Below are 14,651 nucleotides of genomic sequence, written 5' to 3'. Positions count from 1 at the left end.
CTGAAGGGGCCGAAATGAAAAACGCAATCGTCACCGGCATTACCGGCCAAGACGGTGCCTACCTTGCGCAACTGCTTTTGGAGAAGGGCTATGTCGTCCACGGCACCTACCGCCGGACGAGTTCTGTGAACTTCTGGCGCATCGATGAGCTTGGCATCACGAGCCATCCGAACCTCAAACTGGTCGAGTACGACCTGACGGACCTCTCGGCAAGCATCCGTCTGTTGCAGAGTACGGGCGCCACCGAGGTCTACAACCTCGCCGCGCAGAGCTTCGTCGGCGTTTCGTTCGAACAGCCGATCACGACTGCCGAGATTACCGGCATCGGTGCCGTCAACCTGCTCGAGGCGATCCGGATCGTCAATCCGAAGGTACGCTTCTACCAGGCGTCGACCTCGGAGATGTTCGGGAAGGTTCAGGCGGTCCCGCAGACTGAAACCACGCCCTTTTATCCGCGCAGTCCATACGGCGTGGCCAAGCTCTATGCGCACTGGATGACAGTCAACTACCGGGAAAGCTACGACATCTTCGGTTGCAGCGGCATCCTGTTCAACCACGAGTCGCCGCTGCGCGGCCGTGAGTTCGTCACGCGAAAGATCAGCGACAGCGTGGCGAAGATCAAGCTCGGCAAGCTGGATGTGCTCGAGCTCGGCAATCTCGATGCCAAACGCGACTGGGGCTATGCCAAGGAGTATGTCGAGGGAATGTGGCGAATGCTGCAGGCCGACGAGCCCGACACTTTCGTCCTTGCGACGAACCGTACCGTGCCCGTCCGCGATTTCGTTTCGATGGCATTCAAGGCGGCCGGGATCGACATCGCATGGTCGGGTAGTGGCGAGGCAGAAGAGGGCCGTTGCGCGAAAACCGGCAAGCTCCTGATTGGCGTCAACCCCCGGTTCTATCGCCCGGCCGAGGTCGATCTCTTGATTGGCGACCCCGCAAAGGCGAAACGCGAACTGGGCTGGGAGCCGCAGACGACGCTGGAAGAATTGTGCCGGATGATGGTCGAAGCCGACCTTCGGCGCAATGAGTGCGGCTTCTCCTTCTGAACGGCGCACGGGCATGCGCGCGCTGATCACCGGGATCAAGGGGTTCACCGGCCGCTATGTCGCAGCGGAGCTTCAGGCCGCAGGCTGGGAAGTGTTCGGCATCGGTGCGCATGAGGAGGCCGGTGACACTCTCTACCGGCGGGCGGACCTCGGCGATGTGGCGCGCCTTCGAGAGGTTGTCGCCGAAGCGCAGCCTGATGCTGTCGTTCACCTTGCAGCTGTCGCCTTCGTGGGGCACGGCGATGCGGAATCCTTCTATCGCGTGAATCTCATCGGCACCCGCAATCTGCTCGAGGCCCTGGCTTCGGCTGAGTGTCCGCCCAGCTGCGTATTGTTGGCGAGCAGCGCGAATGTCTACGGAAACGCCACCGAAGGAATGCTTTCGGAGTCCACGCCGGCGAACCCTGCGAACGATTACGCAGTGAGCAAGCTGGCGATGGAGTACATGGCCAACTTGTGGAAGGATCGCTTGCCGATCGTCACCGTACGGCCGTTCAACTACACCGGGGTCGGTCAAGCGGAGAACTTCCTGCTGCCGAAGATCGTCGCGCACTTCAGAAGACGGGCCGAGGTGATCGAACTCGGAAACCTCGATGTGTGGCGCGATTTTTCGGACGTTCGAGCGGTCGCACGCGCCTACCGCCGGCTGATCGAACTGAGGCCAATCGGTCAGACCTTCAACGTCTGTTCGGGGCGCACGCATTCCTTGAGGGATGTGATTGCGATCGCAGAGGGAATAACCGGCCACCGAATCCGCGTCGAGGTCAATCCGGCCTTCGTTCGAAGCAACGAGGTTACGCGGCTCTGCGGTGACCCGTCTCGCCTGATGGCTACCTTGCCAGGCTGGGAGACGCCGCCCTTGGAAGAGACGCTGGGCTGGATGCTCGAGGGCGAGGCTTGAAGGTCATCCTGTCGGTCGATGCGGTGCGCTTTCCGCTTACCGGAATCGGCCGCTACACATGGGAGTTGGCTCGCAATCTTCCGCTGATCGACAGCCCTCCCAACCTCCGACTGTTCTCCGGTGGCCGGTTCATCGATCGATTGCCCAGCGATTCGGGAGCGGGAGCCAGCGCGGCCGCCGGTCGTGGCGCCGGGATTGCGCTGCGACTGCGACGCATGCTGCAGAACAGCACTCTGGCTGTGAGGGCGCACCGATCGCTCCTCTCGATGCGGCAGGCGCGAGCGCTGCGCGGCTCCGAAGACGCCGTCTATCACGGTCCGCAGTTCTATCTGCCGAAGTTCGACGGTCCGAGCGTGGCAACGATCCACGATCTCTCGGTCTACAACTGGGCCGATTGCCATCCTCCTGGCCGCGCCGGCATGATCCGAGGTGAGATCGAGCTGGCTCTCGAGCGGGCCAGCATGCTGATCACGGATTCGGAGTTCACCAGGCGAGAGGTTGCGGATTTCTTCGGGCTGCCGCTGGATCGACTCCGTGCGGTGCCCTTGGCCAGTTCAGAGGCGTTTCGTCCTTATCCGCGTGAGGAACTGGCCCCGACACTTTCGAGACACGGCTTGCAGGCAGGCTCGTACTGCCTGTTTGCAGGCACTATCGAGCCTCGCAAGAACATCGATGCGCTTCTAGACGCCTACGGGACTCTGCCAAAGACGCTGCGGGGGCGCTGGCCCCTCGTGCTCTGCGGCTATGAGGGTTGGCGAAGCGGCCAGCTTCATTCCCGGATCGAACAGGGCAGCCGCCAAGGTTGGCTCAAGTATCTCGGATACGTTGCGGGTGACGATCTGCCGAAAGTCGTCGCCGGGGCCCGCCTGTTCGCGTTTCCTTCGCTGTACGAAGGTTTTGGCCTGCCGGTGCTGGAGGCGATGGCCTCCGGCGTGCCGGTCGTTTGTTCGGACAGTTCCTCCTTGCCTGAAGTGGCCGGCGACGCGGCGGCGATGTGCGCTCCTGAGGACGTCGATGCACTGAAGGACATGCTGACGACTGGGCTCGAGGACGAAGCGTGGCGAGAGGGCGCGCGCGAGAGAGGACTGTCGCGCGCGGCCCAGTTCAGTTGGCGCCGCTGCGCGGAGGAAACCGCCGCCGTCTATCGCGCGATTGCGCGTTGAGTGGATGGCCGATGAAGGTACTGCATGTTTACAGGACTTACTTCCCCGATCCTCCTGGCGGCCTGCAGGAAGCGATCCGGCAGATTTGCCTTGCGACGAAACCCTTCGGCGTGGAAAGCACGATCTTTACGCTGTCGCCGAACCCCCGGCCCGTCGAGATCCGCCGGCCCGAAGCCAGGGTCGTGCGAAGCCGTTCGTGGGTAGCTCCCGCTTCCTGCGACCTCGGTGGCCTGGACGCTTTCGCGACGTTCAGGCGCCTTGCCGAGGAGGCCGACGTCGTTCATTACCTGTTTCCCTGGCCGTTTGCCGATATGCTGCATCGGGTGGTCAGGCATCGCAAACCCTCGGTAATGACCTATATCTCGGACATCGTACGTCAACGGGTCCTGGGGGCGGCATATACACCCCTGATGTGGAGGACGTTGCACGAGATGAGCGCGATCGTTGCGAATGCGCCCTCGTACGCGTCATCGAGTCCCGTTCTTTCCGATGCTTCGGTGGCAGGCAAGCTTCGTGTGATCCCGCTCGGTATCGACGAAAGCTCTTATCCACGTGATGGCGACGACAGCGTTCTTGATCGCCTTCGGTTGGACCGGAATGAGCCATTCTTCCTGTTCATCGGCGTACTCCGCTATTACAAGGGGCTCCGCACGCTCCTGGAGGCCGCGCAGCAGTTGCCGGCCAAAATCGTAATTGCTGGCTCCGGGCCCGAAGGCGACGTGCTCCGTGAACAGGCTCGGCAATCGGCTGGCGCCAGAATCGTGTTTGCGGGACAGGTGAGCGATGAAGAGAAGGTTTCGCTGCTGCAGCACTGCCGGGCCCTCGTCCTCCCGTCTCACCTGCGTTCAGAAGCTTACGGCATGGTCTTGGTCGAGGCGTCGATGTACAGCCGGCCAATGATCTCGTGTGAGATCGGGACGGGCACGTCGTTCGTGAACCAGGACTCCGAGACAGGTTTCGTCGTGCCCCCTGAGTCCCCGGTCAGACTGGCCGACGTGATGCGCCGCCTTCTCGAGGATGAACGGCTCGCGGCACGGATGGGGCTGGCCGCACGAGCACGCTACGAAAAAATGTTCTCCAGAGACGCACTTGGGAGCGCGTATTTCTCGCTCTTTCAGAAAGTACTGGGTGGCGCCCGAGGTGCCTCCGGTCTCCAATGAGCGGTGGGGCACGACACTGCGGGATGTCGTTGTCGATCCACTGATAAGATCGACAGCGCGAGACGACTTGCAGCGGGGGAAGCGATGATCCTCGTCACCGGCGGCGCCGGCTTCATCGGGGCCAATTTCGTCCTCGACTTGATTCGCGAGACCGGCGAGCCGGTCGTCAACCTCGACGCGCTGACCTACGCTGGCAACCTGCAGAATCTGGTGTCGCTACATGACGACGAACGACACGTGTTCGTCCAAGGCGACATCTGCGACCGCGCCCTGATGGACTCCTTGCTCGCCGCGCGAAGGCCGCGCGCGATCGTCCACTTCGCGGCGGAGACGCACGTCGACCGCTCGATCCATGGCCCCGCCGCGTTCATGCGCACCAACATCGACGGTACTTTCACGTTGCTCGAGGCTGCTCGCGCCTACTGGTCGATGTTGCCTGATTCCGCTCAAGACGCATTCCGCTTCCTGCATGTCTCCACCGACGAAGTATTCGGATCGCTGGCACCCGGAGCTCCGCCCTTCACGGAGACGGCGTCTTATGCGCCGAACAATCCCTATGCCGCCTCGAAGGCGGCCTCGGACCATCTGGTGCGCGCCTGGCACCATACCTATGGCTTGCCGGTGCTGACGACTAACTGCTCGAACAATTACGGACCGTACCAGTTCCCCGAGAAGCTGATACCGATGACGATCGCCAACGCGCTTGCTGGAAAGCCGGTGCCGCTGTATGGCGACGGCCTCAACATGCGCGATTGGCTCTATGTCGGCGACCACTGTGCGGCCATTCGCGAGGTACTGGTCCGCGGGCGGCCGGGCGAGACTTACAACATCGGCGGACGCAGCGAGCGCACGAACCTTCAGGTCGTCCGGGCGGTCTGTGCGCTGCTCGACGAGTTGCATCCGGACCGGGCGGGGCGGTACGAGCGGCTGCTCACCTTCGTCGAGGACCGGCCGGGCCACGATCGCCGATACGCGATCGATGCGGGCAAGCTCCAGCGCGAGCTGGGGTGGCGCGCGCGGGAGAGCTTCGAGAGTGGCCTTGCCCGGACTGTGCGCTGGTATCTCGACAACGAAGAATGGGTTCGGGGAGTGCTGTCCGGCGCCTATCGATCTGGCGTCGCGACCGGCTACTCGTCGTGAGGCGCAGCATGAGCGGGGCGGCTGGCCGGAAGGGAATCATCCTGGCGGGCGGAACGGGAACCCGGCTTCATCCGGCCACGCTGGCTGTGTCCAAGCAGTTGCTGCCGGTCTATGACAAGCCGATGGTGTATTACCCGCTGACGGTGCTGATGCTGTCGGGCATTCGCGAGATCCTGCTGATCTCGACGCCGCGGGACCTGCCGATGTTCGAGCGTCTGCTCGGGGACGGAGGACGGTGGGGCCTGCGGCTGGACTATGCGGCGCAGGCGACCCCTGGGGGCATTGCGCAGGCCTTCGCTGTCGGCGCAGATTTCGTCGGAAGCGATCCGTCGGCCTTGGTGCTCGGCGACAACCTTTTCTACGGACACGACCTTGCCGCGCGCTTGCGCGAGGCCGGACTCAGAACCGACGGGGCGACGGTCTTCGCCTATCCCGTCCGGGATCCGCAGCGTTACGGCGTCGTGGAGTTCGATTGGGCGGGGCTGCCGGTCGGTATCGAGGAAAAACCGGGAACTCCGAAGAGTCGCTACGCGGTGACGGGCCTCTATTTCTACGATGCTCGGGTCGTGGAGATTGCCCGCGGGCTGCGGCCGTCTGCCCGGGGCGAGCTGGAGATCACCGACGTCAATCGTGCGTACCTCGAGAATGGACAGCTTCACGTGCAGAAGTTGGGCCGTGGCGATGCCTGGCTCGACACCGGCACGCACGATTCGCTCCTCGAGGCCTCGCAGTTCATCCAGACGATCGAGAAGCGGCAAGGCCTGAAGGTCGCTTGCCCCGAGGAGATCGCCTGGCGGCAGGGCTGGATCGACGACGCGCAGCTGCGCGCGCTGGCGCGTCCGTTGATGCAAAGCGGTTACGGCGAGTACCTGCTGCATCTGCTCGACGAGCGGATATGGTGAGCCTGCAGCAAGGCGATGCCATGAGGGCAATCGAAACCGCGCTGGCCGGCGTTCTGATCATCGAGCCGCGGGTGTTCGACGATGCCCGCGGTTTCTTCTTCGAGAGCTGGAACGAGCGGACTTTTGCACGGGTCACGGGTCTGGATGTTCGCTTCGTGCAGGACAACCATTCCCGGTCGCTCCGCGGTGTGCTGCGCGGGCTGCACTACCAGATCCGCAAGCCGCAGGGACGGCTGGTGCGAGTGGTGCGGGGCGCGATCTTCGATGTGGCGGTCGATCTTCGGCGATCGTCGCCGATGTTCGGTCGCTGGTTCGGGATCGAGCTCACCGAGGACAACCATCGGCAGCTCTGGGTGCCCCCCGGCTTCGGCCATGGCTTCCTGGTGCTGTCCGAGTCGGCCGACGTGCTCTACAAGGCCACCGACTACTACGCCCCGGAGCACGAGCGCTCGCTCCAGTGGAATGACCCGGCGGTGGGCATCGAATGGCCGCTGGGCGGGATCGAACCCGTGCTTTCGGCAAAGGACGCTGCGGGGCTGCTGCTCGCGCAGTGCGAGGTCTACCCATGATCGAAGCAGCTCGCGTGTGCCGGGGCGCACCGGCATGAAGATCCTGCTCACCGGCGCCACCGGCCAGGTCGGCTGGGAACTCGCCCGCAGCCTCCAGCCACTCGGCGAGGTGGTGGCCTGCGATCGCCGTCGCGCAGACCTCTCCGCTCCGGCCTCGCTCGCTGCGCTGGTCGAGTCGGTGGCGCCGCAGGTGATCGTCAATGCCGCGGCCTACACCGCCGTCGACCGCGCCGAGCAGGGTCCGGAGCTCGCCGACACGATCAACGGCGCGGCCCCCGCTGCGCTGGCGGCGGCGGCTCGCCGCGCGGGCGCCTTGTTCGTCCACTACTCGACCGACTACGTCTTCGACGGCAGCGGCGATGCGCCGCGCCGGGAGGACGCCCCGGTGGCGCCGATCAACGCCTACGGCCGCTCCAAGCTCGCGGGCGAGCAGGCGATCGCGCGGGCGGGCAGCGATTGGCTGGTGCTGCGCACCAGCTGGGTCTACGCCTCGCGCGGTTCGAACTTCGTGAAGACCATGCTGCGGCTCGGCGCCGAGCATGAGTCGCTGAAGGTGGTGGCCGACCAGGTCGGTGCGCCGACCTCGGCCAGGCTGATCGCCGACGCCACCGCGCACATCGTCCGGCAGGCGCTGGCGGAGCGCGCACAAGGACGATTCGCCCCGGGGGTCCTGCACCTGTGCGCCGCCGGCGAGACCAGCTGGCACGGCTTCGCGCAGGAAATTTTCGACGGTTGGCGCGCGCTGGCAGGCACGGATTCGCTGAAGGTGCGCGAGTTGGCGCCGATCTCGTCCGCCGAGTACCCGACGCCGGCCGCCCGCCCGCTGAATTCCCGACTCGACTGCTCGAGGCTGCGCGAGCGCTTCGGGATTCTTCCGACGCACTGGCGGGAGGGGCTGCGGCTGGTTCTCGAGGAGATCGCTGGGCAGAGATAAACTGTACAATATGTACAATTTGAAAGTTTCATTCCGATGGAGGCCAGCATGTCGAGCATGCAGGGAATCGAGGCCGCGCGCCGGCGGCTGCCCGAATTGGTCGCCGCTGCGCATCGCGGTGAGACGACCGTGATCACGAAGCATGGGCGGCCCTATGCCGCCCTGGTGCCGCTTGAACAGGCCGAAGACGCTCGACGAAATCCCGCAGCATTGCTGGCGCTCAAAGGTTGCGCGCGCGGGCTGTGGGGCGAGGAGCCGGCCCACACGGTCGATGCCTTGCGCCGGGAGTGGGGCGAGTGATCGACTGGAACGCGGTGCCGGACGAAGCCTTGCTTCTCGTCGACACCGCGCCGCTGATCTATCACCTCGAAAGCGACGAGCGTTTCGGCGCCCGGTTTGCGGGCCTGTTCGAGGCGAGTGCGTCCGGGCGACTGCGGCTTGCGATTTCCACAGTCTCCCTGGCAGAAGTCCTGACCGGCCCGTTTGCGCACGGACGCGATGTCCTGGCCAGGCAGATTGAGAACGCGTTGTGCGAGCATCGGGTCGTGGCGCTGACTCCGGAGATCGCGGTCGAGGCGGCGCGGCTGCGTGCCCGATATCGGCTGAGGCTCCCCGATGCGGTGCAACTCGCCACTACGCTCCAGATCGATGCCTGGGGCCTGGTCACGTACGACCGGGATTTTTCGCGTATCGAGGATGTGAGAATCATCTCCTGAGCGCCCGATTCGTTCCGTTGCGATCGAACCGGGCCTGCCCTCCGTCTCTTCATAAGGTCACAGAGCCGTAATGCCGACCCCCATCTCTCCCTCCATCTTCAAAGCCTACGACATCCGCGGCATCGTCGACCGCACCCTCACCGTCGACGCGGTCCGCGCCATCGGCCTGGCCCTCGGCACGAAGGCCCGCCAGGCTGGTGCCACCGAAGCTGTCATCGGCCGCGACGGCCGCCTCTCCGGCCCGGCGCTCTCGCAGGCGCTCGCCGACGGCTTTCGCGCCGCCGGCGTGAGCGTGGTCGACATCGGCATGGTGCCCACGCCGGTCGTCTACTACGCCACTTTCGAACTCGGCACCGGCACCGGCGTGGCGGTCACCGGCAGCCACAACCCGCCGGACTACAACGGGTTGAAGATGGTGGTGGCCGGCGAGGCGATCTACGGCGATGCGATCCTCGCGCTGCGCGATGCGATCGCGGCCGGCAGCCTGAAAGAAGTCCCACCGGCCGGGCGGGGCGGCTGCCGCACCGTGGACCTCGGCCAGCGCTATCTCGACCGGATCGTGGGCGACGTGAAGCTCGCCCGCCCGATGAAGATCGCGATCGACTGCGGCAACGGCGTGGCCGGCGCGCTCGCGCCGCAGCTGTTCCGCGCGCTGGGCTGCGAGGTCACCGAGCTCTTCTGCGAGGTCGACGGCAACTTCCCGAATCATCATCCCGACCCCGCCCACGTCGAGAACCTGCAGGACCTGATCCGCTGCCTGCGCGAGACCGACGCCGAGATCGGGCTGGCCTTCGACGGCGACGGCGACCGGCTCGGCGTGGTCACGAAGGAGGGCAACATCATCTGGCCCGACCGGCAGATGATGCTGTTCGCGCAGGATGTGCTCTCGCGCAATCCGGGAGCCGAGATCATCTACGACGTGAAGTGCAGCCGAAAGCTCGCCGAGCACATCCGCGCGCACGGCGGCCGGCCCACAATGTGGCGCACCGGCCACTCCCTGGTCAAGGCGAAGCTCAAGGAGTCGGGCGCGCCGCTGGCCGGCGAGATGAGCGGCCACGTCTTCTTCAAGGAGCGCTGGTATGGCTTCGACGACGGGCTCTACACCGGGGCGCGGCTGCTCGAGATCCTGTCGCGCCACGCCGACCCGGGCGCGGTGCTGAACGCGCTGCCGGACTCGCCGGCCACGCCCGAGCTGCAGCTGAAGACCGCGGAGGGCGAGAACTTCACGCTGGTCGAGGCTCTGAAGCGCACCGCGAAGTTCGACGGGGCCACCGAGGTGATCACGATCGACGGCGTGCGGGTCGAGTACCCGGACGGCTTCGGGCTGGCCCGGCCGTCGAACACCACGCCGGTGGTGGTGATCCGCTTCGAGGCCGACACGGCCGAGGCGCTGGCGCGCATCCAGGGGGCGTTCCGGGCGGCAATCCTGGCGGTGAAGCCGGGGGCGGAGTTGCCGTTCTGACCAGCGCGCCTGCCGAGGGTCGGCGCATGGGCCTTGCAGATGGCCCGTGTTACACTTAACTCGTGTAACACGGGTAATGGAGAGTGGGCATGAGCAATCTGACCATCAGTGTCGATGACGAAGTTCTCAAGCGCGCGCGAATCCGCGCGCTCGAGCAGGGCTCGTCGGTCAACGCCGTCCTGCGGGAGCTTCTGGAAGCCTACGCCGGCGTCGGGTCGGTTCAGACCGCGGCGGCCGGCGACCTGATTGCGCAGTCCCTCCGGGCAACGTCCCGGCGCGGCGATCGGACCTGGAGTCGAGACGACCTGCACGAGCGCCGCTGATGCGGGCGTTCTTCGATACAAACGTCCTCGTCTACCTGTTCGACGCCGATGCCCCGCAGAAGCAGGGCGCTGCACGGGCACTGCTCGAGCGCGAGGCGAACGCGGGCCGAGTGACGCTCAGCACCCAGGTGCTGCAAGAGTTCTTCGTTACCGTCACGCGCAAGCTTGACGTGCCGCTGCCCGAGGCCGACGCCGAACGGGCAGTGCGTCGCTTCGCGGAATTCTCTCTGGTTCAGGTCGACGCGCCACTGATCCTGGCCGCCATCGACGCGAGTCGCCGATACCAGTTGTCGTTCTGGGACGCGATGATCGTGCAGGCGGCGTTGCAGGCGGGCGCCTCGGTGCTGTATTCGGAGGACATGCAGGACGGTCGAGCTTTCGAGAGCATGACGGTCCGGAATCCGTTTGCCGCGCTGGCCTCGGAGAGATGAACCTCGCCCTCATCAAGACCAGCTCCATGGGCGACGTGATCCACGCCCTGCCGGTCGTGACCGACATCGTCCGCGCGATGCCCGGCGCCCGGATCGACTGGGTGGTCGAGGAGTCCTTCGCCGAACTGCCGGCGCTGCATCCGTCGGTGAACGCGGTGATCCCGGTCGCGATCCGCCGCTGGCGCAAGTCGCTGTTCGACGCCGCCACCCGGCGCGAGATCGCGGCGGTTCGCGCGCGGCTGCGCGGGGCGCGCTACGACCTGGCGCTCGACCTGCAGGGCCTGGTCAAGAGCGCCTGGGTGGCGCGGATGACCGGCGCGCCCATCGCCGGCTTTTCTCGGCGCTGCGCGCGCGAGCCGCTGGCGGCCCTGGCCTATCGCCGGCGCTTCGACGTCGATCCTTCGCTGCACGCGATCGAGCGCCTGCGCTCGCTGGCGGCGCAGGCGCTCGGCTACCGGGTCGAGGGGCTGCCGGTGTTCTCCCTGTCGCCGCCCGAGGAGCCCGTGCCGGGCCTGCCCGAGCGCCCATATGCCTTGCTGCTGCACGCGACCTCGCGCGCCGAGAAACAGTGGCCCGACGAGCACTGGCGCGCGCTGATCGCGCGGCTCGCGCAGCAGGGGCTGGTCGCGGCGCTGCCCTGGGGGAGCCCGGCCGAACGCGCGCAGGCCGAGAGCCTCGCAGACGCTGCGGCGCCCGCGCTGCGCCCGGTGGTGCTGCCCAAGCTCACGCTGCGCCAGTGCGCGGCCGCGATCGTCCGCGCCAGGCTGGTCGTCGGCGTGGACACCGGCCTCACGCATCTCTCGGCGGCGCTCGACGCACCCACGGTGGCCTTGTTCGCCGCCACGCCGGCGTGGCGCTTCGGCCCCTACTGGACCCCGCGCGCCGAGAGTCTGGGCGAGGACGGCCGCTGGCCGGACCTGGCGTCGGTGCTGCAGGCCGCCGGCAGGGTGCGCGCGGCGCTGCCGGCGGGCCGTCGACCCGATGCGGAGGGCGGGCTTGCCTGAGCGACCGGCCGAGATCCAGCCCCCGCGCGCGATCGAGCGCCTGCACGAGCGCCTCGCCCGCGGGCTCTACTCGCTCGCCTGGCTGCTGGCCACGCCGCTGGCGCTCGTCTATCTGGCGTGGCGCGCGCGCCGGCAGCCGGCCTACCTCGAGCGGATCGGCGAGCGGCTCGGCTTTCATCCGCGCCGCGACGACGAAGCGCCGCTGATCTGGGTCCACGCGGTCTCGGTCGGCGAGACCCGCGCCGCGCAGCCGCTGGTGCGCGCGCTGCTCGAGCGCTATCCCGGTCACAGGCTGTTGCTGACGCACATGACGCCCACCGGCCTGGAGACTGGCCGCGAACTGTTCGGTGCGTTCATGGCGCCGACCGCCGGTACGTCGGATGCGACCTCGCGTGTGGCCCAGGCCCTGCTGCCCTGGGACCAGCCCTTCGCCATCCGGCGCTTCCTGCGCGCCTGGCGGCCGGCCCTGGGCATCGTGGTCGAAACCGAACTGTGGCCGAACCTGGTGGCGGTGTCGCGCGCCGCAGGCGTGCCACTGGCGCTGGTCAATGCGCGGCTCTCCGAGCGCTCGCTGCGCAAGGGCTCGCGCTGGCGCTGGCTGATGCGGCCGGCGCTGGCCGGGCTGGCCGGCGTCTTCGCCCAGACCGAAGCCGATGCGGGCCGGATCCGCGAGCTGGGCCGGACCGACGTGCGCGTGTTCGGCAACATGAAGTTCGACGTGGCCCCCGCGCAGAAGCTCGAGGTGCTCGGCCACGTCTGGCGGCTGGGCCTGCTCGCCGCCGGCGGTGACCTGGCGCACCGGCCGGTGGTGCTCGCGGCCAGCACGCGCGACGGCGAGGAGGCCTTGATCCTCGACGCGTGGCAGGCCTGGCGGGCGCGGCAGGCATCGGACGACGACCCGTCTGTGGTCCGGCCGCGGGCCGCGATGCGCTGGCCGCCGCTGCTGGCGATCGTGCCGCGTCACCCCCAGCGCTTCGACGAGGTGGGCCGCGAGATCGCGAGCCGCGGCCTGCGGATGGTCCGCCGAAGCAGCTGGGGCGGCGCCGAACCGCCCGAAGCCGATCGCGGGGCCGAGGTGGTGCTCGGCGACTCGATGGGCGAGATGTTCGCCTACTACGCGCTGGCCGACGTGGCGATCGTCGGCGGCTCGCTGCTGCCCTTCGGTGGCCAGAACCTGATCGAGGCCTGCGCGGCCGGGGTGCCGGTAGTCGTCGGTCCGCACACCTTCAACTTCGAGGCCGCTGCCGAGCAGGCCATCGCCGAGAACGCGGCGCTGCGCGCGCCGCATGCGGCCGCCGCGCTGCGTGAGGCGCTGGAGATCGTGGCCGACCCGCTGCGGCGGCAGTCGCTCGGCGAGCACGCGCTGGCGTTCGCCGCTCGCCACCGCGGCGCGACGGCGCGCACGGTGGCGGCGCTGGCGCCGCTGATCAGCGGCGAGCGGGAGCGGTAGTCGCGGCCGGGCTGCCGGTCGCGGGGGCGCCGGTCGCCGGCCGGGTGGGCGAGGCAGGCTGCATCGCTCCTGCCGGCTGCGACGCCCCGGTGCGCGTGTCCGGAGGGGGCACCGTCGACGGATCGACCAGCAGCGCGTTCACCGCGCGCAGGTCGTCCTCGGACAGGGTGCCCGCGGTGGACTTGAGCCGCAGGCCGTTGATCAGGACGTCGTAGCGGGCCCGCGCCAGGTCGCGCTGCGTGGTGAAGAGCTGCTGCTGCGCGTTCAGCACGTCGATGTTGATCCGCACGCCCACCTGGTAGCCGAGCAGGTTCGAGTCGAGCGCCAGCCGGCTGGAACGTTCGGCCGCTTCGAGCGCGCGCACCTGCCCGAGCCCGCTGTTGAGCCCCAGGAAGGACTGGCGTGCGCCTTGCTCGGCCGCGCGGCGCGCGGTTTCCAGGTCGGACAGCGCGCGCTCGTGGTTGGCCGCCGCTTCGCGCACCCGGGCGTCGATGCCGCCGCCGGTGTACAGCGGGATGGCCAGCTGCAGGCCCACCGCCGCGTTGTTCGACTGGATGCCGACGAAGTTGGCCTGCGAGTTCCGCGAGTGCGACAGTGAACCCACGACGTCGACGGTCGGGCTCTTCGCATAGCGCTGCCGGTCGATCTCCCGGCGTGCGATCTCGGCGCCGAGCTCGGCCTGCCTGACCTGCCAGGCGTCGCGGCGGGCGCTGTCGAGCCAGTCGCGCTCGCGCGCGGGCTGCGGACCCTGCAGGTCCACGCCGGGGCGCAGCATGTCGAGCTCGCCGGTGGGCCTGCCGACCAGCTGGTCGAGCGCTGCCCGGCGCACCTCGAGCTCGTTCTGCGCGGCGAGCTCCTGCGCGACCGCCAGGTCGAATCGGGCCTGGGCTTCCTGCTGGTCGGTGATCGTGGCCGTGCCGACCTCGAAGTTGCGTTTGGCCGACGCCAGCTGCTCGCTGATCGCGCGTTTCTGCGCCTGGATCGTGGTCACGTTGTCCTGCGCGGCCAGCACGTCGAAGTAGGCCTGTGCCACCCGCACGATCAGCTCCTGCTGCGCCTGAGCGAAGCGGGCTTCGCCCAGCGTGGCCTGCAGCTTGCTCTGCTCGAGCGCCTCCATGTTCTGCAGCCGGTAGAGCGGGTAGCTGAGCTGGATGCCGTAAAACTGGCTGGTGAAGTCGCGCGAGGGCGCGACGTTGGTGTCCGCGAAGCTCCGGCTGACCGACGCGCTGGCGCCGACCTGCGGAAGCAGGCCGGCCTGCGCCTGCGGCACCAGCTCGCGCGTGGCCGCGAGTTGCGCCCGGGCGCTGGCCACCTGCGAGTCGTTGCTCAGTGCGTCGCGCCAGGCCTGCAGGAGGTCGACCGCGAACGCGGGCGCCGACAGCGCCAGGCCGACAGCGGCGGCGCAGGTCCTGAGGAGAAGGGACTGGGTCATCGGGGACTCCGGGAC

The 14,651-nt window shown here is 67.6% G+C and carries 16 protein-coding genes; 15 read left to right on the top strand and 1 reads right to left on the bottom strand.

Annotation, left to right across the window (positions count from 1 at the left end):
- Positions 1–14 precede the first annotated feature (14 nt).
- From gmd to waaA, 15 genes are all read left to right on the top strand, one after another.
- Positions 15–1,049, top strand: coding sequence for a GDP-mannose 4,6-dehydratase (gene gmd, locus FHP08_RS09795; protein WP_147704257.1), 1,035 nt, complete (start codon positions 15–17; stop codon positions 1,047–1,049).
- 13 nt (positions 1,050–1,062) lie between these two features.
- Complete coding sequence (locus FHP08_RS09790; RefSeq protein ID WP_147704256.1) at positions 1,063–1,950, top strand: GDP-mannose 4,6-dehydratase; 888 nt, start codon at positions 1,063–1,065, stop codon at positions 1,948–1,950.
- Positions 1,947–3,113, top strand: coding sequence for a glycosyltransferase family 4 protein (locus FHP08_RS09785; RefSeq protein ID WP_147704255.1), 1,167 nt, complete (start codon positions 1,947–1,949; stop codon positions 3,111–3,113). Before FHP08_RS09790 ends, FHP08_RS09785 begins: the two co-directional genes overlap by 4 nt.
- An 11-nt stretch (positions 3,114–3,124) precedes the next feature.
- Complete coding sequence (locus tag FHP08_RS09780; protein ID WP_147704254.1) at positions 3,125–4,273, top strand: glycosyltransferase; 1,149 nt, start codon at positions 3,125–3,127, stop codon at positions 4,271–4,273.
- Between the two features lie 84 nt (positions 4,274–4,357).
- Positions 4,358–5,413, top strand: coding sequence for a dTDP-glucose 4,6-dehydratase (rfbB, locus tag FHP08_RS09775; RefSeq protein WP_147704253.1), 1,056 nt, complete (start codon positions 4,358–4,360; stop codon positions 5,411–5,413).
- Positions 5,414–5,421: 8 nt separating this feature from the next.
- Positions 5,422–6,315, top strand: a complete 894-nt coding sequence (gene rfbA / locus FHP08_RS09770; RefSeq protein WP_147704252.1) for a glucose-1-phosphate thymidylyltransferase RfbA — start codon at positions 5,422–5,424, stop codon at positions 6,313–6,315.
- Positions 6,316–6,335: 20 nt separating this feature from the next.
- Positions 6,336–6,884 carry a dTDP-4-dehydrorhamnose 3,5-epimerase gene (gene rfbC, locus FHP08_RS09765; RefSeq protein WP_147704251.1) on the top strand — a complete coding sequence of 183 codons (549 nt, stop codon included), beginning with the start codon at positions 6,336–6,338 and terminating at the stop codon, positions 6,882–6,884.
- Between the two features lie 34 nt (positions 6,885–6,918).
- Positions 6,919–7,818 carry a dTDP-4-dehydrorhamnose reductase gene (rfbD, locus tag FHP08_RS09760; protein ID WP_147704250.1) on the top strand — a complete coding sequence of 300 codons (900 nt, stop codon included), beginning with the start codon at positions 6,919–6,921 and terminating at the stop codon, positions 7,816–7,818.
- 48 nt (positions 7,819–7,866) lie between these two features.
- Positions 7,867–8,118, top strand: coding sequence for a type II toxin-antitoxin system Phd/YefM family antitoxin (locus tag FHP08_RS09755; protein ID WP_222707854.1), 252 nt, complete (start codon positions 7,867–7,869; stop codon positions 8,116–8,118).
- On the top strand, positions 8,115–8,534 hold the full coding sequence (locus tag FHP08_RS09750) for a type II toxin-antitoxin system VapC family toxin (protein ID WP_187272242.1): 420 nt from the start codon (positions 8,115–8,117) through the stop codon (positions 8,532–8,534). The genes FHP08_RS09755 and FHP08_RS09750 overlap by 4 nt, the downstream gene beginning before the upstream one ends.
- A 70-nt stretch (positions 8,535–8,604) precedes the next feature.
- The gene (locus tag FHP08_RS09745; RefSeq protein WP_147704248.1) at positions 8,605–9,996 is read left to right on the top strand and encodes a phosphomannomutase/phosphoglucomutase; all 1,392 of its coding nucleotides are present in this window, start codon (positions 8,605–8,607) and stop codon (positions 9,994–9,996) included.
- An 89-nt stretch (positions 9,997–10,085) separates the two neighbouring features.
- Positions 10,086–10,319: a hypothetical protein gene (locus tag FHP08_RS09740; RefSeq protein ID WP_147704247.1), complete on the top strand. Its 234-nt coding sequence runs from the start codon at positions 10,086–10,088 to the stop codon at positions 10,317–10,319.
- Positions 10,319–10,750 (top strand): PIN domain-containing protein, encoded by a 432-nt coding sequence (locus FHP08_RS09735; protein WP_147704246.1) that lies wholly within the window; start codon positions 10,319–10,321, stop codon positions 10,748–10,750. Before FHP08_RS09740 ends, FHP08_RS09735 begins: the two co-directional genes overlap by 1 nt.
- On the top strand, positions 10,747–11,754 hold the full coding sequence (gene waaC, locus FHP08_RS09730) for a lipopolysaccharide heptosyltransferase I (RefSeq protein ID WP_147704245.1): 1,008 nt from the start codon (positions 10,747–10,749) through the stop codon (positions 11,752–11,754). Before FHP08_RS09735 ends, waaC begins: the two co-directional genes overlap by 4 nt.
- Positions 11,747–13,204 carry a lipid IV(A) 3-deoxy-D-manno-octulosonic acid transferase gene (gene waaA / locus FHP08_RS09725; RefSeq protein ID WP_407704008.1) on the top strand — a complete coding sequence of 486 codons (1,458 nt, stop codon included), beginning with the start codon at positions 11,747–11,749 and terminating at the stop codon, positions 13,202–13,204. Before waaC ends, waaA begins: the two co-directional genes overlap by 8 nt.
- Here waaA and FHP08_RS09720 read toward each other — a convergent pair.
- Complete coding sequence (locus tag FHP08_RS09720) at positions 13,182–14,636, bottom strand: TolC family outer membrane protein (protein WP_147704243.1); 1,455 nt, start codon at positions 14,634–14,636, stop codon at positions 13,182–13,184. The genes waaA and FHP08_RS09720 overlap by 23 nt on opposite strands.
- Between the last annotated feature and the right edge of the window lie 15 nt (positions 14,637–14,651).

Origin of the sequence: Zeimonas arvi (assembly GCF_008039575.1) — a bacterium.
GTDB classification, from domain to species: domain Bacteria; phylum Pseudomonadota; class Gammaproteobacteria; order Burkholderiales; family Burkholderiaceae_E; genus Zeimonas; species Zeimonas arvi.
The sequence above is the reverse complement of the archived record's forward strand: the minus strand, read 5'-3'. Positions and strand labels throughout refer to the sequence as shown.

What these genes read in the sequence shown, in the direction of transcription:
- FHP08_RS09780 (WP_147704254.1), top strand. Translation starts at nt 3,125, where the DNA reads ATGAAGGTACTGCATGTTTACAGGACTTACTTCCCCGATCCTCCTGGC.
- rfbC (WP_147704251.1), top strand. Translation starts at nt 6,336, where the DNA reads ATGAGGGCAATCGAAACCGCGCTGGCCGGCGTTCTGATCATCGAGCCG.
- FHP08_RS09755 (WP_222707854.1), top strand. Translation starts at nt 7,867, where the DNA reads ATGTCGAGCATGCAGGGAATCGAGGCCGCGCGCCGGCGGCTGCCCGAA.
- FHP08_RS09720 (WP_147704243.1), bottom strand. Translation starts at nt 14,636, where the DNA reads ATGACCCAGTCCCTTCTCCTCAGGACCTGCGCCGCCGCTGTCGGCCTG.
- FHP08_RS09740 (WP_147704247.1), top strand. Translation starts at nt 10,086, where the DNA reads ATGAGCAATCTGACCATCAGTGTCGATGACGAAGTTCTCAAGCGCGCG.
- rfbB (WP_147704253.1), top strand. Translation starts at nt 4,358, where the DNA reads ATGATCCTCGTCACCGGCGGCGCCGGCTTCATCGGGGCCAATTTCGTC.
- waaC (WP_147704245.1), top strand. Translation starts at nt 10,747, where the DNA reads ATGAACCTCGCCCTCATCAAGACCAGCTCCATGGGCGACGTGATCCAC.
- rfbD (WP_147704250.1), top strand. Translation starts at nt 6,919, where the DNA reads ATGAAGATCCTGCTCACCGGCGCCACCGGCCAGGTCGGCTGGGAACTC.
- gmd (WP_147704257.1), top strand. Translation starts at nt 15, where the DNA reads ATGAAAAACGCAATCGTCACCGGCATTACCGGCCAAGACGGTGCCTAC.
- FHP08_RS09745 (WP_147704248.1), top strand. Translation starts at nt 8,605, where the DNA reads ATGCCGACCCCCATCTCTCCCTCCATCTTCAAAGCCTACGACATCCGC.
- rfbA (WP_147704252.1), top strand. Translation starts at nt 5,422, where the DNA reads ATGAGCGGGGCGGCTGGCCGGAAGGGAATCATCCTGGCGGGCGGAACG.
- FHP08_RS09735 (WP_147704246.1), top strand. Translation starts at nt 10,319, where the DNA reads ATGCGGGCGTTCTTCGATACAAACGTCCTCGTCTACCTGTTCGACGCC.
- FHP08_RS09790 (WP_147704256.1), top strand. Translation starts at nt 1,063, where the DNA reads ATGCGCGCGCTGATCACCGGGATCAAGGGGTTCACCGGCCGCTATGTC.